Source organism: Streptomyces sp. NPDC051452, assembly GCF_044454765.1.
Lineage (GTDB): Bacteria > Actinomycetota > Actinomycetes > Streptomycetales > Streptomycetaceae > Streptomyces.
This window is the reverse complement of the sequence record NZ_JBITEB010000010.1, coordinates 1-18,974: the sequence shown is the minus strand read 5'-3', so window position 1 is coordinate 18,974 and position 18,974 is coordinate 1. Positions and strand designations below refer to the sequence as shown.

General features: G+C 71.4%; 20 protein-coding genes. 12 read left to right on the top strand and 8 right to left on the bottom strand.

Going from position 1 to position 18,974, the window contains the following annotated elements:
* The first annotated feature begins 14 nt into the window (after positions 1–14).
* Together ACIBA9_RS22800 and ACIBA9_RS22795 are read left to right on the top strand one after the other, a co-directional pair.
* A complete protein-coding gene (locus ACIBA9_RS22800; protein ID WP_399366015.1) occupies positions 15–686 on the top strand; it encodes a potassium-transporting ATPase subunit C in 672 nt (223 codons plus the stop codon).
* 68 nt (positions 687–754) lie between these two features.
* Positions 755–1,561, top strand: coding sequence for an HAD family hydrolase (locus ACIBA9_RS22795; RefSeq protein WP_399365633.1), 807 nt, complete (start codon positions 755–757; stop codon positions 1,559–1,561).
* A 74-nt stretch (positions 1,562–1,635) separates the two neighbouring features.
* On the opposite strand, the gene ACIBA9_RS22790 is transcribed toward ACIBA9_RS22795, so the two are convergent.
* The 5 genes from ACIBA9_RS22790 to ACIBA9_RS22770 form a co-directional block, all read right to left on the bottom strand.
* Positions 1,636–1,860 carry a hypothetical protein gene (locus tag ACIBA9_RS22790; RefSeq protein WP_399365631.1) on the bottom strand — a complete coding sequence of 75 codons (225 nt, stop codon included), beginning with the start codon at positions 1,858–1,860 and terminating at the stop codon, positions 1,636–1,638.
* Positions 1,861–2,015: 155 nt separating this feature from the next.
* Positions 2,016–3,128 carry a 3-oxoacyl-ACP synthase III family protein gene (locus ACIBA9_RS22785; RefSeq protein WP_399365629.1) on the bottom strand — a complete coding sequence of 371 codons (1,113 nt, stop codon included), beginning with the start codon at positions 3,126–3,128 and terminating at the stop codon, positions 2,016–2,018.
* A gap of 53 nt (positions 3,129–3,181) precedes the next feature.
* The gene (locus tag ACIBA9_RS22780; protein WP_399365626.1) at positions 3,182–4,075 is read right to left on the bottom strand and encodes a hypothetical protein; all 894 of its coding nucleotides are present in this window, start codon (positions 4,073–4,075) and stop codon (positions 3,182–3,184) included.
* A gap of 154 nt (positions 4,076–4,229) precedes the next feature.
* Positions 4,230–4,865, bottom strand: coding sequence for a hypothetical protein (locus tag ACIBA9_RS22775; protein WP_399365624.1), 636 nt, complete (start codon positions 4,863–4,865; stop codon positions 4,230–4,232).
* A gap of 243 nt (positions 4,866–5,108) precedes the next feature.
* A complete protein-coding gene (locus ACIBA9_RS22770) occupies positions 5,109–5,933 on the bottom strand; it encodes an AfsA-related hotdog domain-containing protein (protein WP_399365621.1) in 825 nt (274 codons plus the stop codon).
* A gap of 223 nt (positions 5,934–6,156) precedes the next feature.
* Between ACIBA9_RS22770 and ACIBA9_RS22765 the strand changes: the two genes are divergently transcribed.
* From ACIBA9_RS22765 to ACIBA9_RS22735, 7 genes are all read left to right on the top strand, one after another.
* On the top strand, positions 6,157–6,759 hold the full coding sequence (locus tag ACIBA9_RS22765) for a TetR/AcrR family transcriptional regulator (RefSeq protein WP_399365619.1): 603 nt from the start codon (positions 6,157–6,159) through the stop codon (positions 6,757–6,759).
* 389 nt (positions 6,760–7,148) lie between these two features.
* Positions 7,149–7,946 (top strand): SDR family NAD(P)-dependent oxidoreductase, encoded by a 798-nt coding sequence (locus tag ACIBA9_RS22760; RefSeq protein ID WP_399365617.1) that lies wholly within the window; start codon positions 7,149–7,151, stop codon positions 7,944–7,946.
* Positions 7,947–8,148: 202 nt separating this feature from the next.
* Positions 8,149–8,379 carry a tautomerase family protein gene (locus tag ACIBA9_RS22755; protein WP_361250961.1) on the top strand — a complete coding sequence of 77 codons (231 nt, stop codon included), beginning with the start codon at positions 8,149–8,151 and terminating at the stop codon, positions 8,377–8,379.
* A gap of 80 nt (positions 8,380–8,459) precedes the next feature.
* The gene (locus ACIBA9_RS22750) at positions 8,460–9,899 is read left to right on the top strand and encodes an MFS transporter (RefSeq protein WP_399365615.1); all 1,440 of its coding nucleotides are present in this window, start codon (positions 8,460–8,462) and stop codon (positions 9,897–9,899) included.
* Between the two features lie 229 nt (positions 9,900–10,128).
* On the top strand, positions 10,129–11,727 hold the full coding sequence (locus ACIBA9_RS22745; RefSeq protein ID WP_399365614.1) for an acyl-CoA carboxylase subunit beta: 1,599 nt from the start codon (positions 10,129–10,131) through the stop codon (positions 11,725–11,727).
* On the top strand, positions 11,724–11,927 hold the full coding sequence (locus ACIBA9_RS22740) for an acyl-CoA carboxylase subunit epsilon (protein WP_362150073.1): 204 nt from the start codon (positions 11,724–11,726) through the stop codon (positions 11,925–11,927). Before ACIBA9_RS22745 ends, ACIBA9_RS22740 begins: the two co-directional genes overlap by 4 nt.
* Positions 11,928–11,942: 15 nt before the next feature.
* Positions 11,943–12,407 (top strand): MerR family transcriptional regulator, encoded by a 465-nt coding sequence (locus ACIBA9_RS22735; protein ID WP_399365613.1) that lies wholly within the window; start codon positions 11,943–11,945, stop codon positions 12,405–12,407.
* On the opposite strand, the gene ACIBA9_RS22730 is transcribed toward ACIBA9_RS22735, so the two are convergent.
* A complete protein-coding gene (locus ACIBA9_RS22730; RefSeq protein ID WP_399365612.1) occupies positions 12,341–13,474 on the bottom strand; it encodes an acyl-CoA dehydrogenase family protein in 1,134 nt (377 codons plus the stop codon). The two genes, ACIBA9_RS22735 and ACIBA9_RS22730, sit on opposite strands and share 67 nt — an antisense overlap.
* Before the next feature lie 110 nt (positions 13,475–13,584).
* Here ACIBA9_RS22730 and ACIBA9_RS22725 point away from each other — a divergent pair, with 110 nt between their 5' ends.
* A complete protein-coding gene (locus ACIBA9_RS22725; protein WP_399365610.1) occupies positions 13,585–14,199 on the top strand; it encodes a TetR family transcriptional regulator in 615 nt (204 codons plus the stop codon).
* On the opposite strand, the gene ACIBA9_RS22720 is transcribed toward ACIBA9_RS22725, so the two are convergent.
* The gene (locus tag ACIBA9_RS22720; RefSeq protein WP_399365608.1) at positions 14,169–15,302 is read right to left on the bottom strand and encodes a ScbA/BarX family gamma-butyrolactone biosynthesis protein; all 1,134 of its coding nucleotides are present in this window, start codon (positions 15,300–15,302) and stop codon (positions 14,169–14,171) included. The genes ACIBA9_RS22725 and ACIBA9_RS22720 overlap by 31 nt on opposite strands.
* A 140-nt stretch (positions 15,303–15,442) precedes the next feature.
* Here ACIBA9_RS22720 and ACIBA9_RS22715 point away from each other — a divergent pair, with 140 nt between their 5' ends.
* Positions 15,443–16,099, top strand: a complete 657-nt coding sequence (locus ACIBA9_RS22715) for a ScbR family autoregulator-binding transcription factor (protein ID WP_399365606.1) — start codon at positions 15,443–15,445, stop codon at positions 16,097–16,099.
* 185 nt (positions 16,100–16,284) lie between these two features.
* On the top strand, positions 16,285–17,163 hold the full coding sequence (locus ACIBA9_RS22710; RefSeq protein WP_399365604.1) for a hypothetical protein: 879 nt from the start codon (positions 16,285–16,287) through the stop codon (positions 17,161–17,163).
* A 286-nt stretch (positions 17,164–17,449) separates the two neighbouring features.
* Here the strand turns inward: ACIBA9_RS22710 and ACIBA9_RS22705 are convergent, their stop codons facing one another.
* Positions 17,450–18,016 carry a hypothetical protein gene (locus tag ACIBA9_RS22705; RefSeq protein ID WP_399365602.1) on the bottom strand — a complete coding sequence of 189 codons (567 nt, stop codon included), beginning with the start codon at positions 18,014–18,016 and terminating at the stop codon, positions 17,450–17,452.
* Positions 18,017–18,974 lie beyond the last annotated feature (958 nt).

The window sequence follows — 18,974 nt, the reverse complement described above, 5'->3', positions numbered from 1 at the left end:
GCGTGCTGATCACCATGAACAACTCCGTCATTAACACCGCCCGGTTGCTCGGAGCGGGCCTGCGCGCCCTCCTCGTGCTGACCCTGGTGACCGGCGTCCTCTACCCGCTCCTCGTGACCGGCGTCGCGCAGGGGTTGTTCGGCCACCAGGCGAACGGCTCCGAGGTCAGGGCGGACGGCAGGGTCGTCGGCTCGTCCCTGATCGGGCAGTCCTACAACCTGCCGCCGAAGAAGGGCCGGCAGACGCCGGACGCGGACCTGAGGTGGTTCCAGGGCCGCCCGTCGAACGGCCTCGGCTCCAACAGCGTCAACACGCGGTACAAGCTGATCCTGTCCGGCGCCACCAACCTGTCCGCCGACAACAAGGTGCTGGTCGAGCAGGTGCGGGACGCCAAGGCCGCCGTCGTCAGGGACAACTCCGTTCCCGGCTACACGGTCAAGCCGTCGCAGGTACCCGCGGACGCGGTGACCTCCTCCGGCTCCGGCCTGGACCCGGACATCTCCCCGGCCTACGCAGCCCTCCAGGTCCACCGCGTGGCCGCGAGGAACAACCTGCCGCTCGCACAGGTGGAAAAGCTGGTCGAGGACCACACCGAGGGCCGCACCCTCGGCTTCATGGGCGAGCCCCGGGTGAACGTCCTGGCCCTCGACATCGCGCTCAAGGGGCTCGTGGAGCGAACGAATTAATGATACCTTCCAGAACGAATTTTTTCGTGCCCGGTGCCGTACCGGGCATCCAGGGGGAGGTTGAGAGCATGACAGTGATGGCAGACGTGCGCGCCGAGGTTCCGGCCGGTGGCGGGCACCGACCCGCGTATCTGGTCTTCTGCGACGTCGACGAGACCCTGATCGACCGCAAGAGCATGTTCGAGTTCCTGCGCTTCCAGCTGGTCCGGCGGCACGGGGACGCGGGCGAGGAGCGCTACCGGTCCATCCAGGGTGACCTCAGGGGGCGGGCCGCCTCGGGCACACCCCGCGAGGTCGTCAACCGCCAGTACTACCGCTCGTACGCCGGTGAGAGCGCCGCCGAGATGACCGCTCTCGGCCGGGAGTGGTTCTCCCTCGCCCTCGCGACGGACCCCGGGTTCTTCATCGCGACCACCGTGGCCGAGCTGGACCGGCACCGTGCCGCCGGCGCCGAGATCGTGCTCGTCTCCGGCTCCTTCCCGCCCTGCCTGGAGCCCATCGCCGCGCACATCGGCGCCCGGCACATCCTGTGCACCACCCCGGACGTGGCCGACGGCCGCTACACCGGCGAGGTGCCCGAACCCGTGATCGGCGAGGGCAAGCGGGCGGCGGTGCTGCGGATGCTCGCCGAGCACCCCGGCGTCAACCCGCTCGACTGCTACGCCTACGGCGACCATCCCTCGGACTTCCCCATGCTCGACTGCGTCGGCCACCCCCGGCTCGTCGGCGACGACCCCGCCGTACGGGGGTATGTCGACCGGCGTGCGCGGCGGGCGGAGGCCGCCGTGTCCGGGTGTGCGCTCGCCTGCTGGTCCATGGGCCGCGACGAGCACTGCGAGGACTGCTCCGGGCAGTGCGCGCTGCCGTCGAGCTGAGTGCGGGGCGCCGTACACATGCGTCGGGGGACGGTCCGGGCTGTGGCCCGCCGTCCCCCGACGCCTGTGCGGGATCAGTCGATGCCCCGGCAGATGTGCGGCTCCAGCGCCGCGTCGTCGGCGTCGCCCGCCAGGCGCAGGACGGGTGCCGTCGCCTCCGGCGCGGTGTCGAGCAGGTACCAGCTGCCGTCGCGCCGGACGGAGGCGATGCCGCCACCGGCGAGGGCGTAGAGGCGGGGTCCGGGATAGGGGGCGCCGGGGGTGGTCCGCTGGGCGGTGGTCTCCATGGTGATCGTCACTGCGACTCCTGGGATCGGGTGCGGATGCGGGTGTGGGTGCTGGTGAGGATCGCGTTCTTCTCTCCGGTGCTTGGTTCTCCGGTACTTGGTCCTGTCCGGGGGTTGCTCGCGCGCGCTCGTCGCCGCGCCGTCCGGCCGGCCGGCGCCGGGCCCCGCTATCGCACCCCGGCCAGCGCGGGCACCCGCGCCGCTGTCGCCGGGACGAGCGTCTCGTCGCGGACCCGGGCCGGGCGGGCGTGCCGGGTCGGGGCCCAGCGCAGCAGCGCCGAACCCACCGACATGCCGCCGCCGAAGGCCGACAGGACGGTCACGTCGCCCTCGGCGAACAGCCCACGGCGGTGCGCCAGATCGAGGGTGATCGGGACCGAGGCCGCGCCGGTGTTGCCATGGTGGGCCAGGGCCAGATGCATCCGGGCCGTGTCCAGGCCGAGCGCGGGCCAGACCTCGGCCAGCATCACGCCGTTCGCCTGGTGCGGGACGAAGTGGCGCACCGCTCGGGCGGGCACCCCCGCCTTGTCCAGCAGGGTGTGGATCGCGCCCGGCAGGTTCTCGTGCACGAACCCGCGGACACCGCGCCCGTCCATGGTGAACCAGTGCGCGCCCTCCGCCAGCGTGTCCTGCGACGCCGGTCGCCTGCTCCCACCGGCCGGCACGCTGATCAGCCGGTGCTGGTCGCCGCGCGTGGCGAGGCTGGTGGTGATGCCGCCCGCGCCCGCCGGCACCGGGCCGAGCACCACGGCACCCGCGCCGTCACCGAACAGGATGGCCGTCTTGCGGTCGGCCGGGTCCAGGATGCGCGAGTAGACGTCCGCGCCGATCACCAGGGCGTACGGCCCCTGCCCGGGCGACTGTCCACCGGCCGCCGCGTCGGCCGCGTCGGAGCGCAGCATGCGGTCCGCGGCCGTCAGCGCGAACATGAAGCCGCTGCACACCGAGTTGACGTCGAAGGCCGCGGCCCGGCGGGCTCCGATGAGGTCCGTGACGATGGCCGCCGTGGCGGGCTGGGGGTGGTCGGGGGTGGAGGTCGCGACGACGACGTACGCGATCTCGTCGGGCGCCAGGCCCGCCTGTTCCAGGGCGTGGCGGGCCGCGTGGGCGGCGAGGTCCGAGGTGGCCTCGTGGGGGGCGGCGCGGTGCCGCCGTCGTATGCCGGTCTTGCGTTCGATCCATTCGGCGCTCACCCCGGCCGCCTCGCCGACCGTCGTGTTGTCGACGACCGTGGCGGGCAGGTAGGAGCCGGTGGCGATGATGCCGATCGCGGTGTTCATGGTCACTCCCGGATGTCGTGGCGGTGGTGGCGTCGACTGCCGTTCCTACGGCGTCAGGTGGCGAGCAGCGTCGTGAACTCGTCGAAGCCGTGGGCCGGTAGCTTCAGCTGCGCGTGGATGTCGCCGCCGAGACCGAAGTGGCCGATGGCGCCGCCGTAGTTCTGCTGGTAGCTCATCCACAGCACGACCACGTTGATCACCCGGTTCGCGCCCGGGGTGCCCGGGGCCGGGAAGGGGTTGGGCAGCGTCGCCCGGTAGTGGGCCATGCCGTTGCCGTCGCTGATGAACGCGTTGGGGACGCCGAGCGGGCCGGGGCGCGTCGGGCCCGCCGGGTCGAGGTCGTGCTCGCGCAGCGACATGACCGTGTAGAGGCTGTCCGGGATCAGGCCGGTGAAGGCGAACGAGAAGTCCGCGCCGCGCCGGTGCGCCGGCACATGCACCTCCAGCTGGCCGCGCGCCTTGATCCACTGGCCGAGCGTGATCGGCTCCCGCACCTTCGGGCCGTCCTCCTCGCGCAGGTCCGGGATGGGGGCGCCGTGCAGCGGATAGCTCGGGCGCCGCACGTCGTGCGCGTCGGCGCGCTGCTCCGGGGCGAAGAGCATCGGGTAGTTGTTGCAGGGAAGGGGGAGGGGCAGGGTGTAGAGCTGGACCTGGGCGTCCGGTCCGGTGGGGTCGGCGAGGTCCAGCTCGCGGACGACGTCGTAGGGGAGGTTCTGCCCGAGCGGCGGCAGCGGGCTGTCGGGGGAGACCACGGCGCCGCCCCACTCGGAGACGGTGGCGCCGTCGGCGCCGGCGCGGTTGACGCGGCCGATGACGACGAAGTCGCCGTTCTCGTCCACGATCTCGCTCGGCGGGTACAGCGGGCCCTGCGTGGTGACGCTCAGGTCGTAGGTCCGGGTCATCGGGGTCGCCGCGACGGGTGCCGGGGCCACGGGTGAGAGGGTCATGTCGGGTTCTCCTTCTGCTCCTTCTGCTCCTTCGCCGGTCGCAAGCCGGTGCGGGGGCGATGGGGGCGGGCGGGGCCGTACGTGAACGGCCGGCCGCGGGACGCCTTGCGCGGTGACAGGGGGTTCCGTGGCCGGCCGTGGGTGGGCGGCGCGGTCAGACGGCGGTGACGCGCTCGTAGATGCGGGTGTACAGGCCGTTGTCGCCTCCGGTGATGTAGGTGTCGCCGGCTTCGCGGACGATCTGCTGGTAGCGCGGGGAGGTGAAGGCCTCCATGTACTTCGCCGGGTCCGCGTCGAAGCCGGACACGAACATCACGCCGGGCTCGGTGCTGGCCAGCGAGTGGAACGCCTGGAAGCTCTTGACCTCCTCCGAGGTGCGCACGACGTCGAAGATGGTCTCGTCGCGCCAGGCGCGGTACTGCCGGTAGACGCGCGGCACCACCTCGACGTGCCGCATCTGCACGTACCGGGTGTCGGGCAGGGCGCCGGCCGCCGGCTTGGGGGCCTCGACGAACTGAAGGAACTGGCGGCGGAAGTCGCCCTCGCCGAGCGGGCCGACGGCCTCCCACAGCTTCCACCAGTCGGCGCGCAGCTCCTCCATCCGCTCGAAGCCCTCCAGCGGGGCCAGTTCCAGCACGGAGTTGCTCTCCAGGCCGCGGTAGAGGACGCGGCCCGCGAAGCCGGACGCGTCGTTGTGACGCTGCCAGGCCTCGGCGACGGCGTCGATCTGATCGGGCTTGGCGAACAGCTCGGTGGCGGTGATGAGGGCGGCGGAAGCGGAAGCGGACATGACTGTCTCCATCGGGTGTCTGAGGGTGTCTGAGTGCGGGATTGGCGTGTCGAAGCCGTGCGTCACGGCGAGGTGGGCGCGGGTGACGGCGGTGCGGGCCGCGAAAGGGCGCGTCACGGCCGGGTGCGGGCCTCGAAAGGGCGCGTCACGGCCGGGTGCGGGCGGCGAAGGGGCGCGTCACGGCCGCGGGCCGAAGCGGGGCGCCCGTGGTGCGGTGGAGGGGTGCCGTACGGCCTCGGGGGCTCAGGCGCCGACCAGCGCCGGCTGCCGGGCGGCGGCCGCGGCGGCCGCGGCGGGTGCGGGGGCCGCGGGCGATGCCGCGCGTACCGCGTGCTCGACGGCCGACCGGCCCCTGCGGTGCTCCTTGGCCTCGATGACCGGCGAGTCGAAGGCCGTGTAGGTCACGGTGGTGATCGAGGCGCGGCGGCCGGCCTGGTGGAGGGAGATCTCCGCCTCGAAGGAGAGCCGGTCCGGGTTGTCCAGCTCGGCGCGGACCGTGTGGTAGACGATCGTGGCGTCGAGCGGGAAGAGGAAGTTCTCGAAGCCGGTGTTGAGCGACTCGATGACGTAGTAGTACGACCGGTCCAGGTAGCGGGAGGCGTGGTAGCGCTCGCTGACCGCGAGGAACATCTGCCGGGCGGCCTCGACGGCGACCATGCCCTGGACGTGCTCGCCGGTCTGGTGGTCGATGAGCAGCTCGTTGTCGTTGTGGACCCGCAGCGTGGCGGAGAACAGGTCCTCGCCGTCCCGTCTGAGATCGGCTATGAGGGTGTTGCAGCTTCGGTGCTTGTGGGCCTCGCCGCGGCCGGCCAGGTCCGGCGCCCGGAAGTCGAAGTCGAGCCGCGTGGCGAGGCCGAGGAGCAGGGCCTCGCCGCGGACGAGTTCCCACTCGTCGGCGGTGACGCCCTGGGCGGCCCGCACCCGGATCGGCCGGGAGTCCCAGGAGTACACCCCGAGGCGCATCTCCTCGATGAACTTCGAGACGGTGAGGACGTCCTGCTGAACGGCGAATCCGGCAAAACGGTCACCGACGAGCAGCAGGGTCCGGGGAGTGGCTGTGGCTGACATGCGTTTCTCCTTGATGGGGCGGCGCGCCCGAAGGGGGCCGCTGAACGGGAGGAGCGTCCAACAGGAACAGCTGACGTACAGGGCCTGCCGCCTCATCCGCCTCGGTACTTCCGGGGGGCGGGGCCGATGTGAAGACCGTAGGGGACACCCTGGGCCGTGCGCAACCATCTAGTTGGTTTTTCTGAACTATCCAGTTGGTTTCCCTGTCGACTAGGCTCCTCCCATGGCTGAGACACCCAAGGGACAGCAGACCCGCGCCAAGCTCCTGGAGGCCGCCGAGGCGGAGTTCTCCGAACACGGTCTCGCGGGTGCGCGCGTGGACCGCATCGCGGAGCGCTCCGGCGTCAACAAGCAGCGGATCTACGCCTACTTCGGCAACAAGGAAGCCCTGTTCGCCGCCGTGATGGCCAAGGTGTACGCCCATATGTCCGCGGCCGTCCCCATCCCCACCACGGAGGAGGGGCTGCGCTCGTACGTCGGGGAGGTCTTCGACTACCACCGCCGTTCCGACCTGGTGCGGCTGCTGGCCTGGGAGGGGCTGCACTACCGGGACAAGCCGATCCCGGACGAGAAGGAGCGCGAGGCGTACTACGTCCACAAGACGGCCGCGCTCAGCCTCGCCCTCGGTGTCGACGACCCCACCGTGGCGGCCCGGGTCCTCCTCGCCCTCATCGGCATCGCGTCCTGGCCGTTCATCGTGCCGCAGCAGCGCCGGCTGATGCTGGGTCCTGACGGCGACACCGAGTCGGGCTGGGCATTGTTGCGGGCCAGCGTCGTGGCGCACGGGCACTCGATCATCGACAACGTGCTGCAGGGATCCGTCTGAGGGGTCGTCGTATCGCCGGATCGCCGCGCGCGCAAGGGAGTTCGGGTTCCTCCCGGGCTCCCTTTCGGCTTTTCCGGGCTCTCTAGCGGGCACCCATCCGAGCTCCCGGGCTCTCTCCCGGCTCCCTTCCGGGTGCCCATGCGGGCTCCCTTCCGGGCTCTCGTCTGGGCTCCTTTCCGGGCTTTCATCCGGGCTTCCTCGCGGTCGTCCGGGGGAGTGGTCGGCACTGTTCGGGGAGTCGCCGACGTTGAAAACCAACTAGATGGTTGCGCGCGCTCCCGAACCCCGCTACCTTCTTCATCGTCAGGCCGGACCGGCTCGGTCCCAGTCGCTCGACGTGACCTGACACCACGTCAACTTGGGGCGGAGCCCCGGGAATCGAGGCAGCCGTGGACACCGTCTCCCCCCTCACACCCGTCATCGTCGTCAGCGGTGCCACCGGCGGCATGGGTTCCGCCGTGGTGGAGGAGCTGGCCCGCTCCGACGCCACCGTCGCCCTGCTCGGCCGCGACGCCGCCCGGCTGGAGCGGACCCGCGCGGAGGTGGACGCCCGCACCGGCGGTTCCGGCCGGCTGGTCGCGTACGAGACGGACATCAACTCCACCGCCTCGGTGGACGCCACCGTCACCGCGCTGCTCGCGGAGCTGGGCCGGGTCGACGGGCTGGTGCACACGGCGGGCGACGGCCCGCTGGCCCCGCTCGACGAGACGACCGACGAGATGTGGCAGACCACCTTCGACGCCAAGCTGATGGGCGCGGTCCGGCTCACCCGGGCACTGTCCGGCCCGCTGGCCGAGGCCGGCGGCGGCTCGGTCGTGCTGGTCAGCGGGGTCTTCCGCAAGGACCCCGACCCACTCTTCCCGGTGAACAGCGCGGTCAACGCCGCCCTCGCCGCCTTCGCCAAGGCAGTCTCCAAGGACCTCGGCCGCCGCGGAGTCCGGGTCAACGTGCTCGACCCCGGTGCCGTGCGCACTCCGCTGTGGGACGAGATCGCCAAGGCGATCGGCGACCGCACCGGTGCCACCGCCGAGGAGGTCAGCGCCCAGGTCGCCGCCCAGACCCCGCTCGGCACCCTCGCGGCCCCGGCCGATGTCGCCCGGCTCGCCGCCTTCCTGCTCTCCCCCGCCGCCCGCCATGTCGCGGGCGCCGCGATCACCCTCGACGGCGGCGCCTCGGCCGGCCTGTAGGCCCCGGCCCGCCCCCTCGACCCACGCGCCGCACACCATCCCGGCGCGGACCCCGCCGCCCGTGCCGCCGCCCGTGCCGCCGTACGGCCCCGTACGCCCGCGCGGTCCCGCCCGCTCGTGACCCTCGTATCCACGCATCCCGTGCCCCGCGCGCCTCGCGCCCTCGCGCGCCCCGGACGCCCCCGCCCCAAGGAGCTTCGCCATGCCCATCCTCTCCATGACCACCTGGCCGAACCAGACCGACGAGAAGTGCCAGGAGCTGATCGAGGAACTGACCGCCACCGTGCACCGCGTCATCGGCGCACCCCTCGACAAGATCACCGTCTACATCCAGGAGATTCCGCAGAACCGCTGGGGCGAGGGCGGAGTGCTCGGCACGAACCCCGAGTTCGCCGAACTCAGCCGCCGCCGCGCCGCGCCGGCCGACGCCTGACCGCCCTCCGCACCCCGCCCGCCCCGGCTCGCACCCCGCTCCTCCCCCCACCAACTCGGCCGCTTCCAAGGAGAGTTCCCATGGCCATCCTGACCCGGTCCGCGCGGACCGACCGGCTCCCGGTCGTACCGGCCGGCGATCCGTCCGCCCCGCGAGGCAGTTCCCCCACCACCGTCCTCGCGGCGGCCCTGCTCGCCTTCTTCGTCATCTCCCTCGACGGCTCGGTCGTCAACGTGGCCCTGCCGGCCATCTCCCACAGCCTGGGCGGCTCGATGGCCGACCTGCAGTGGATCGTCGACGGCTACACCCTCATGTTCGCGGCCTTCATGCTGTCGGCCGGTACCTTCTCGGACCGGATCGGTGCCAGCCGGGCCTACGCCTGGGGCCTCGCGTCCTTCACCGTGGCCTCCCTGGCCTGCGGGATCGCGCCCAACCTGGGCACGCTGATCGGCGCCCGGATGGTGCAGGGCGGTGCCGCCGCGCTGATGGTGCCGGCCTCGCTCGCGCTGATCCGGCAGACCTACTCCGACCCGGGCAAGCGGGCGCGGGCCATCGCGATCTGGACGGCCGCCGGTTCCGTCGCGGTCGCCGTCGGCCCGGTGGTCGGCGGCATGCTCACCAGCGGACTGAGCTGGCGAGCGGTGTTCTACCTGAACCTCCCGGTGGGCGCGCTCGGTCTCGCCATGCTGACCCGGATCACCCCCTCGCCGCGCCGCGCGGCCCCGGTCGACCTCCTCGGACAGCTGTCGGTGGTGGCCACCCTGGCCGGTCTGACCTACGCGGTGATCGAGGGCGGCCGTCAGGGCTGGGGCAGTGCGGACGTGCTCGGCACGCTGGCCCTGGCGGTCGTGGCCGCGGCGGTGTTCGTGGTGACGCAGTCACGGCGCGAACGCCCGATGGTGCCGCTGAGCATCTTCAAGTCCCGCACGGTGCTGGTCTGCCTGGCGGCCGGCTTCACCATCAACGCGGTCTTCTACGGCGCCATCTTCCTGCTCGGCATGTACTTCCAGCAGGTGCGCGGGGCCTCCCCGGTCAGCACCGGCGCGATGTTCATCCCGATGTGCGCGCTGATCTCCATCGTGAACATGGCGGGCGTCAAGCTGGCCGCACGCAAGGGCGCGTGGGTGCCCATGACCATCGGCCAGCTGGTCATGACCGCAGGCTCGCTGCTGATGCTCACGGTCACCTCCCACACCTCGTACCTGATCCCGGTGCTGCTGCTGGTCCCGATCGGCCTGGGCGGCGGGCTCGCGGTGCCGTCGCTGACGGCGGCGATCCTGGAGAACATCGACGGCGAGCGGGCGGGCACGGCGGCCGCGGTCCTCAACACCAGTCGACAGGTCGGAAGTTGCATCGCGGTGGCGGCCTTCGGCGCGCTGATCGCGGACACCTCGCACTTCCAGCGGGGCTTCGACACCAGCTTCGTGATCAGCGTGGTGATGCTGCTGACGACGGCCGCGGTCACGGCCCTGCTGCTGCCCCGGCTCGCCAGGAAGGCCGGTGACAAGGCCCAGGGGTGAGAAGACTCAGGGGCGTCCGATACGCCCCTGTACGGCCGGGCGGTGCCAGTCCTCCCTCGCCGACCGCTCGGCCACCGTACGAAGGCCCCGGCCCGGGATCGTTCCCGGGACCGGGGCCTTCGCGCGCCCGCCCTCGGTGCCGGTGCCGGTTGCCGTTGCCCCGCACCGCTCAGGCAAAGTGAAATTAAAATACCTTCACGAAGGAATGTAAGTGCTCCATGATGGACGCATGACCGTCATGGAGGAACGCACCGTCCCGCACGCCCCACCCGAGCCGGAGACCGCCCGCTCCCGGCTCGCCGAACTGGAGCTGATCCGCGAGGTCGCGCACGAGGGCCCCGCACCCGGCGCGAGCGCCCAGCAGCACGCACGCGGCAAGCTGACCGCCCGTGAGCGCGTCGAACTCCTGCTGGACAGCGGCTCGTTCACCGAGATCGAGCCGCTGCGCCGGCACCGGGCCACCGGCTTTGGCCTGGAGGCCAGGCGGCCGTACACGGACGGCGTGGTGACCGGCTGGGGCACCGTCGACGGCCGTACCGTCTTCGTCTACGCCCACGACTTCCGCATCTTCGGCGGAGCCCTCGGCGAGGCGCACGCCGCCAAGATCCACAAGGTGATGGATCTGGCGCTGGCCGCCGGGGCGCCGCTGGTCAGCCTGAACGACGGGGCCGGCGCCCGCATCCAGGAGGGCGTCTCGGCGCTCGCCGGTTACGGCGGCATCTTCACCCGCAACGTGGCGGCCTCCGGCGTGTTGCCGCAGATCAGCGTGATGCTCGGCCCGTGCGCGGGCGGCGCCGCCTACTCGCCCGCCCTGACCGACTTCGTCTTCATGGTGCGCGGCATCTCGCAGATGTTCATCACCGGCCCGGACGTGGTCCAGGCGGTGACCGGCGAGCAGGTGGGCCACGACGGGCTCGGCGGCGCCGACGTACACGCCTCGGTCTCCGGAGTGGCCGCCGCGGCCTACGACGACGAGGCGAGCTGCCTGGCGGACGTACGCCATCTGCTGTCGCTGCTGCCGTCCAACAACCGCGAACTGCCGCCCTACGAGACGCCGTCGGACGATCCCGGGCGGCGCTGCGAGGCCCTGCTCGACCTGGTGCCGGCCGAGCCGAACCGGGCGTACGACATGCACCGGGTGCTCGGGGAGATCGTCGACGACGGGGAGTACTTCGAGGTGCAGCCCACCTGGGCGGCCAACCTGGTGTGCGCCCTGGGCCGCCTCGACGGCCATGTCGTCGGCGTGGTCGCCAACCAGCCCGCGACGACGGCCGGGGTGCTGGACATCGCCGCGTCCGAGAAGGGCGCGCGGTTCGTGCAGTTCTGCGACGCGTTCAACATCCCGCTGGTGACCCTCGTCGACGTGCCGGGCTTCCTGCCCGGCGTCGGCCAGGAACACGCCGGCATCATCCGGCACGGCGCCAAGCTGCTGTACGCGTACTGCAACGCGACCGTCCCCCGGATCTCCCTGGTGCTGCGCAAGGCCTACGGCGGCGCCTACATCGTGATGGACTCCCGCTCCATCGGGGCCGACCTGGCACTGGCCTGGCCCACCAACGAGATCGCCGTCATGGGTGCCGAAGGCGCGGCGAACGTCGTCTTCCGCCGGGAGATCGCCGCCGCCGAGGACCCCGAGGCGGTCCGGGCGCGGCGCATCGCGGAGTACCGGTCGGAGCTGATGCACCCCTACTACGCGGCCGAGCGCGGCCTCGTCGACGACGTCATCGACCCGCGCGAGACCCGGGCCGTGCTGATCCGCTCGCTGGCCATGCTCCGCGCCAAGCACCGCGATCTGCCGTCCCGCAAGCACGGGAACCAGCCGGTATGAGCGACGACACCGGCGGTCCCGTCCTGCGCGTGCTGCGCGGCGCCCCCACCCCGGAGGAATTGGCCGCGGCCACCGCCGTACTGATGGAACTGGCCCGGCGGACGCCTGCCGCGGAGGAGCCCGCGCCCGACCGGACCCGCACCACCTGGCACCGCCCCGCCCTGACCACGCACCGCGCCGCCACGTCCTGGCGCCACTGACACGGAGGTTCCACCATGGCCACGACCCGGGCCACGCACGACAACCGCCCCACCGCCTATGTCACCACCCACGCCGAGACCTACTCCCTGGAGGAGGTGGTCCGGATCAGCGGCCTCGACGCCCGGACACTGCGCTGGTACGAGGAGCAGGGGCTGATCGAGGGCGCCCAGGAGGACCCGTACGGCGGCCGCGCCTACAGCCCGGTCCACCTGCGCTGGCTCGAGTTCCTCAACCACCTGCGCAGCACCGGGATGTCCCCGGCCGACATGAACCACTACGTCGAGCTGTACCGGGCGGGCGACTCGACGATCGCCGCCCGCCGCGAACTCCTGGAGGCGCACCGCGAGGCGCTGCGCGCCCGGTCCGGGGAGTTCGACTCCACGCTGCGCTACCTCGACTGGAAGATCGGCTTCTACCGGGAGCGGGAGGCGGTGCTGGAGCGGGCCACGGCGTCGGCGTCGAGCACGGCCGAGGCGTAGGCGGCCGCCACCGGCTCCAGGCGCAGCACGGCGTGCGAGGCGACCGTGTGCACGTCGCGCCACAGCCGGTTCAGCTCGCCGCCGCCCTCGCGCACATGCGCGCCGCCGGTGCGGAAGAGCCGGTCCACCGCGTCGGTGAGCAGCTCGGCGGCCACGGCGGCGTCCCGCTGGTTGCCGGCGACCAGGGCCGGGGTGAGTGGGGCGGTGTCGGCGCGGTGGGCGGCCCGCTCCAGCAGCAGCCCGGCCGCGTCGATGTGCGCCGACGCCAGTGCGAACGTCTCGCGCACCGCCGCGCTGTCACGGTGCGGGCTCCCGCCGCCGGGTGTCTTCCCCGCCGCCCACCGGGACCACACGGCGAGCGCACGGCGGGCCGCGCCCAGCGCCGGGGCGCAGAACAGCGGGCCGCCGACCAGCTGGGCCGGGACGGTGTGGCAGCGGGCCAGGTCCGGTGCGTCGCCGCCGCGCATCAACTCCGCCTGGGCGAAGGAGCGGTGGTGCGGGACAAAGGCGTCCCGCACGACGGCGGTGTGGCTGCCGGTGCCGCGCAGCCCGGTGGCGTCCCAGGTGTCGGCCACCTCCACGGCCCCGGTGGGTACGGCGAACACGCGCACCCGACCACCGTCCTCGGGCGGCTCCGGCGCGGCCACCAGCACCCACTGGGCACTGTCGATCCCGCTGACGCACGCCCAGGACCCCGTCACCCGCCAGCCGCCGTCGGCCGGCCGGGCCGATCCGGCGGGCGGCATCAGCGCGGCCGAGATCCGCACGTCGGGCGAGCCGCCCCACAGCTCCCGCCGGCCCTCCTCGGGCAGCAGCGCCGCATAGCGCCCGTGCGTGGCCCAGAGCATCCCGACCCACGCGGCCGAGGCGCAGGCCTCGCCCACCGCCGCCACCTTTGCGAGCAGGGACGCGAAACCGCCCTCGGCGCCGCCCCACCGGCGCGGGACGAAGTACCGCGGCAGCCCGGCGGAGGTCAGTTCGGCCACGACCTCCCCGGCCAGACGGCGGTCTCGGTCGGCGGCCGCGGCGCGTTCGGCCACCGTGCCCAGGGCGCTGATGGAAGGCATGCTTTCTGCTCCTTGTCGGAATCACGTACCAAAAAAGTGCGTTCAAGAAGGTATTATTTGGGAGCCCCGGCCGCCCCCGCCCACCTCTCGCACGATCGAAGGGACGCACGATGGCGAAGCAGGCACGCTCGCTGCGCACCCATGAACTGGTCCTCGACGCCGCCGCGGTCGAGTTCGTCCGGCACGGTTACCCGCGCGCCAACCTCCAGCACGTGGCGGCCCGCACCGGACTGACCAAGGGTGCCCTGTACGGCCACTTCGCCTCCAAGGAGCACCTGGCCCGCGCGCTCACCGAACACCTCGACGAGGTGGTGGGCGAGATCCTCGCCCGGCACACGGCCACGGACCTCCCGGTGCGCGAGCGGCTGCGCGCGCTGTGCCGGGGCCTGGCCGAACGCGTCGAGTCCGACGTGCGGTTCAACGCGGCGTTGCGGCTGGTGCTGGAGGAGGCGCCCGCGGGGCCCGAGCCGCCCAAGATCCTGGCGGATCTGCGCGCGCTGGCCACCGAGATGGTGGAGGGCGCGGTGGACGGCGCGGAGGCGGGACAGGCGCTGGAGGGGGCGACGCCGGCCGCCGCCCTCGCCGACCTCGCCACGGTGATCCTGGTGGGCGCCTACTGCACGGCGCCCGACCTGGAGCGGCGCGGACTGGCCGAGCGTGTGCACGAGTTGTGGGACGCGGTGGGGGAGGGGCCTCAGGCGGTCCGGGGAACGGTGGCCCGGTGAGCGGCGGTCGCGTGAACGGCCGCCCGGCGAGCGGCGGTCGCGGCCTGGCCGGCGGCTCCCCAGCTCGACCGGCAGCTGGCGAGCCGGACGTCGCCCTGTACGGCGTCCAGGGTCAGGCGGGTCGTGCCGGAACCGGCGTCGACCTCGCGCTCGCGCACCACCAGGTCGATGGGGGCGTCCAGTTCGCCGAAGGCCAGGCAGTCGACGTCCATGCCGAGCAGGGTGTGTCCGGCGTCCCGGGGTGTGTCGCCGGGGTGCAGCAGCAGATGGCCGAGCTGGCGGAAACCCTCCAGGGTGACCATCAGCGGCACGTGGTCGCTGGGGTGGTCGAAGAAGATCGGGTGCTCCACGTCGATGAGCAACTGCCAGGGCCCGTCGGCGCGTTCGCGCACCAGCACGCAGTCCTTGGCGCGCAGCCGGCCCACCGCCGCCGGGTGCGCCCGCTGCAACGGGCGCGGCCGCGGATCGGTCGCGGCGACAGCACGCGGCTCGGCCCCCCGGCCGCGCAGCATCGAGTACCGCTTGTCGTCCACGGCGGCGACCTGCAGCGCACCGTGGCCGCAGGGCCGTCCGCCCACCGTGAGGACGACCTCCAGGCGCATGCCGTAACGGTGCGGCGGACGGTTGCCGACCCAGACCCACTGTGCTTCGAGGACCACCGGGACGGGTTCGCCGCCGATGTGCAGGGCGGCCGGGTCGGTTATCTCGAACTCGGAGCCGAAGCCGATGAAGCGGTGGCCGAGAGGCACGTCGTGGTAGGCGTGCGCGAGGTAGACCAGAGCCTGCCGGATCGTCTCCATGAACAGCAGCGGGTCGCTGGTCCCGTCGCTGCCCGGGGAGTAGAGGGCGTGGTCGCGGGGCCACTGCGCGGCGACCAGGAAGCTGTGCTCGCCGGTGCGGACGGTGTCGGTGAGGAAGACCTCGGCGATCGCCGCGCGGTGCACCATGTGCCGCGGGACGGCGTGGAGATAGCTGAGCTGCCGGTGACCGGGGAGCGCGGGAGCCGCCGGAGCCGGGGCTAGATGCCGGGGACGGCAGATCTCGACCCGGGCGGTGCCCGGGTCGACGGATCTGGTGACGGGTGTGGCGACAGGCTGATGCATGGTCTGAACCCCCAGTGAATGTACTCACGCAGACAGCAACACCGGCACGACGCTTGAGCTCATCGAGCCGCCCCTTACAATACATTCCCGAAGGTATATTTCAAGCGAAGATCAAGAGTCTCAGCAAGGGATGGACGCCCATGGCCGCGGAACGCAGCGCCCCGAGGTCCCGGCCCGAACGGGCCATCGCTCCCCGCCACCGGAACACGGGGCTGAAACAGGAACGCGCCGTGCGCACCCGCGCCCAGGTGCTCGACGCGGCGGCGGAGGCCTTCGCCACGAAGGGCTTCCCCGCGGTGACCGTGCAGGACGTGGCCGAACTGGCCGGCGTGACCAAGGGCGCGGTGTACTTCCACTTCGCCAACAAGGAGGCGCTCGCCCAGGCGGTGGCCGAGGAGTTCTACCACCTGCTCGGGGTCATCGGGCAGGAGGTGGAGGAGACCGGGCTGGCGCCGCTGGAGGCGGTGGCCGAACTGCTGGTGCGGACCGCCGTCGCCTTCCGCGACGACACCACGGTCCAGGCGGGCGCCCGGCTGCAGATCGAGCGCTCCCAGATCGGCATCGAGATGCCGATGCCGTACCTCGGCTACACCGAGTCCCTCACGGCATGGCTCCGCCAGGCCCAGCGACAGGGCCAGCTCCCCGCCCCCACCTCCCCCGAGTCCACCGCCCGCGTCCTCGTCTCGGCCTTCTTCGGCGCCCAGCACATCTCCTGGGTCCTCGACGACCGCAAGGACATCGCGGACCGGGTCCAGGAGATCCTGACGGCGGTGCTGCCGACACCACAAAAGAGCTGAGCCACTCCGGCCGGACGCCGGGGGTCCGACACCTGAGGGTCCTTGACACTTGGTCGAGGGCCCTTTGAACTGCCCCTCGGCGAGGGGGGGGCGACGAGCGGCGCCGCGCCGAGGAACGATGGGGTCGAGCGGCCGTGGTACGGGACTTGGAAGGCCCTCTACATCTACTACGGGACCTACTCGCCATGACGTACAACCTCCTCACCGTGGAGCCACTGCACCTGGGTACCGTCAGGGCCGCACTTGCGCAGTGCCTGCATCTGGACGTTCAGGAGGTGGACGTCGCCGACGAGGACACCGACCAGGACCTGCGCAACTGGGATGCCCTGGTGCTGTGCGAGAAGGTGACCGTCCTTGGTGACGTCTCCACGTCTCTGGACATCTACGCCCAAGAGTCCGTGCAGCCGCAGCCCAGTGAGCGCGAGTTGGCCTCCGCCTTCGCCCGGGCGGCAGGTGCCCTGGTCCTCTTCCCCGCCGAGGAGGCCCCGCCGAGCGCGTACTGGCTGACCACGGAGAGCGGGCTCGTCACACGAGCACGTCTGTACGAGTCCGACGACGACGAACCCCACTACACGATCGACAGGGTCGAGGCATCCGTCGACCGGCTCCCGCATGTCACGGTCGCCCGCATCCCCGAAGTGGTCCGTGAACTGAAGATCGCAACTCCGCTTGGTGACGGTTTCGCCGCGCATCTGCACCGCATGCACCCCGATGAGGCGCGCACCCCGGGGACGCCGTTCTGGACGGCGACAAGTTCTCTGGGGGCGTGGGAGAAACTCGTCCGTCAGATGGAAGCCGCCTGGGCCCCCTCCGGCTGGTATCCACCCGAGCTCTACGCCGAGCGCCTCGCGGCACGCGACAAGCTGGAGCGGGTGCGCGTCCAGCTGCCCCAGAACGTGGCCGTCCTGCTGCAGAACGCCCTCGAGCCCTTGGACGCCCTCTTCGCCGAGCTGACGGTCGACGACACCGGCGGCTTGCTCCGCAAGGAACTGCCGCCTGCGGAGGACGCGGCCTCGGCACACGGATGGTGGTGGCACCGTCGCCCTCAGCCCCTGCCGTGGTGATGTCGGTGACCGGCACCGGCGAAAACAGGTGAGGCACCGAGGAACGTTCCTGGGTGCCTCACCTGCTGTTAGGGCTGTCGAGGTGGCGGGATTTGAACCCGCGACCTCTTCGTCCCGAATTAGGCCCTGGAAGATCGTCTACCTGTACTTCGGGTCAAATATGCAGGTCAGGGTGTTGGGGAGCGTCGGTCTCCGTTGGCACCTCGGGGGCCCTGATGCAAGATCATCTCCAGGATGTCTCCAAGGTAGCGCCCGCCTCGCCTCGAAGTGCCTCGGACCTCGAAGGCTAGGCCCTTCTGCGCTGGCTCGGGACGGCGGTGTAGAGCTGCCGGAGTCCGTGCAGAGCCGCATGGAACGCAGCCGCGATTTCGCGCGCTTTCGCCTCGCTCTCGATCGCCCGCATGGAGATGTAGTCAGGCGCGATGTTGCCCTGCGTCACCATGCCAGCGACCACCAGTGCTTCAATCGCGGACTGCAGGACTGCCACTGCCTGGTCCGGGATGGTGGGCCCGCTGCCGGCCATGGCGTCAAGCTCCACCTGCCAGCGCTGGCCTTGGCGAGCGATGCACACAAAGATCGCGTCGTTGGTCTTGGCGCTTCTGTAGGCCGCTTGGTGGGCTTCCGGTTTGGTGCAGTCGGGGATGAGCGCAGCTGGGAGAGGCGTTCCAGGCTTCGGCATACTCACATCGTCGCAGGAGGGCACACCGTTAATCAGGCGAACACTCATCATCACGGGCGACCCAACGCAGCCTGTCCAGAGAACGACGGTGTTGACCTCTGGGTGGTGATTGGGCAGCGGGTTGTTCTGACCAACGAGCCCGGCGAGCGGATCTTCTACCGATGGCGTAGGCACGGCGGCTAACGCACGGAGGGCCGGGTGACGGTCCGCACAGCGACGAGAGTCCCGTGACCTGCGTGCGTAGCTCACGGGGCTCTCGGCTCCGTGTGGCGGCGCCAGGATTCGAACCTGCGAAGGCTGAGCCGGCAGATTTACAGACGGCGCGGCACTCAGGCGCTCATCTGCGCCTTCACACCTGGCGTTGTTGCACTGCCCCACAGGTGCCCCATACGAGCGTGCCGGAGCCCGCCTGGCTCTGTCGCGATCGTTGGTCAAGCATCCTGCGGCACACCAATGTAGGGAGCGTTACCTTTAAGTCGCGCTAAGTAGCAGAGTCGGGAGTCTCATCAGCCTCCACGGGTGGACCTGAGACGATGAACGTGTGTAGCTCCCGCCCCTCAGGCCAGCGGGCAAGTATCTGATCGACGTATGCATCGCGCACGGGAAGAGCTTCAGAGCGTAGGAAGGCACCGAGGCAGGCAATACTGTCCGCACACAGAGCCATCCCGTGCCCGCGACGCTCGACGTCGCCACGGGAATCGCCGACCGGCCCGACCTGCGTGTAAAGAGCGTTGACAGTGAGTCGGGACCTGAGTTCGGCATCGGGCAGCCACTGCGAGTGCAACTGGATCGTTGCATGGTGATGCTGCAAGGTCCTCCGGTAGGCGCGTCGCTCCTCTTCGGCGGCCCCGTATGCGCCCAGTCGCAGGCTGTGTTGCATAGCCAACAACTCAGACAGAATCTTTTCTGCTGCAGCAGCAGCTTCGCCCCGCAGCCGCGCGGCCCTTGCCTCCCGGGTGCCATGTCGTTGCTGATACACGACACCGCCAAAGGTGGCGCCGGCACCAGCTCCTACACCAATCAGCCCTACCAGCGCACTTAGACCGTGTCCTACGTGGTGAGGCGGACTAGTCGTTTGTAGCAGCACAGGGCGGCGGCAAGCCCGAGAAATGCCAGGTAGTTACGGGGATCG

Bases quoted from the DNA above. Each gene is read 5' to 3' on its own strand.
- ACIBA9_RS22710 (WP_399365604.1), top strand. From the start codon at position 16,285: ATGACGTACAACCTCCTCACCGTGGAGCCACTGCACCTGGGTACCGTC.
- ACIBA9_RS22740 (WP_362150073.1), top strand. From the start codon at position 11,724: ATGAGCGACGACACCGGCGGTCCCGTCCTGCGCGTGCTGCGCGGCGCC.
- ACIBA9_RS22755 (WP_361250961.1), top strand. From the start codon at position 8,149: ATGCCCATCCTCTCCATGACCACCTGGCCGAACCAGACCGACGAGAAG.
- ACIBA9_RS22745 (WP_399365614.1), top strand. From the start codon at position 10,129: ATGACCGTCATGGAGGAACGCACCGTCCCGCACGCCCCACCCGAGCCG.
- ACIBA9_RS22800 (WP_399366015.1), top strand. From the start codon at position 15: ATGAACAACTCCGTCATTAACACCGCCCGGTTGCTCGGAGCGGGCCTG.
- ACIBA9_RS22725 (WP_399365610.1), top strand. From the start codon at position 13,585: ATGGCGAAGCAGGCACGCTCGCTGCGCACCCATGAACTGGTCCTCGAC.
- ACIBA9_RS22770 (WP_399365621.1), bottom strand. From the start codon at position 5,933: ATGTCAGCCACAGCCACTCCCCGGACCCTGCTGCTCGTCGGTGACCGT.
- ACIBA9_RS22780 (WP_399365626.1), bottom strand. From the start codon at position 4,075: ATGACCCTCTCACCCGTGGCCCCGGCACCCGTCGCGGCGACCCCGATG.
- ACIBA9_RS22795 (WP_399365633.1), top strand. From the start codon at position 755: ATGACAGTGATGGCAGACGTGCGCGCCGAGGTTCCGGCCGGTGGCGGG.
- ACIBA9_RS22750 (WP_399365615.1), top strand. From the start codon at position 8,460: ATGGCCATCCTGACCCGGTCCGCGCGGACCGACCGGCTCCCGGTCGTA.
- ACIBA9_RS22785 (WP_399365629.1), bottom strand. From the start codon at position 3,128: ATGAACACCGCGATCGGCATCATCGCCACCGGCTCCTACCTGCCCGCC.
- ACIBA9_RS22775 (WP_399365624.1), bottom strand. From the start codon at position 4,865: ATGTCCGCTTCCGCTTCCGCCGCCCTCATCACCGCCACCGAGCTGTTC.
- ACIBA9_RS22720 (WP_399365608.1), bottom strand. From the start codon at position 15,302: ATGCATCAGCCTGTCGCCACACCCGTCACCAGATCCGTCGACCCGGGC.
- ACIBA9_RS22715 (WP_399365606.1), top strand. From the start codon at position 15,443: ATGGCCGCGGAACGCAGCGCCCCGAGGTCCCGGCCCGAACGGGCCATC.
- ACIBA9_RS22735 (WP_399365613.1), top strand. From the start codon at position 11,943: ATGGCCACGACCCGGGCCACGCACGACAACCGCCCCACCGCCTATGTC.
- ACIBA9_RS22730 (WP_399365612.1), bottom strand. From the start codon at position 13,474: ATGCCTTCCATCAGCGCCCTGGGCACGGTGGCCGAACGCGCCGCGGCC.
- ACIBA9_RS22765 (WP_399365619.1), top strand. From the start codon at position 6,157: ATGGCTGAGACACCCAAGGGACAGCAGACCCGCGCCAAGCTCCTGGAG.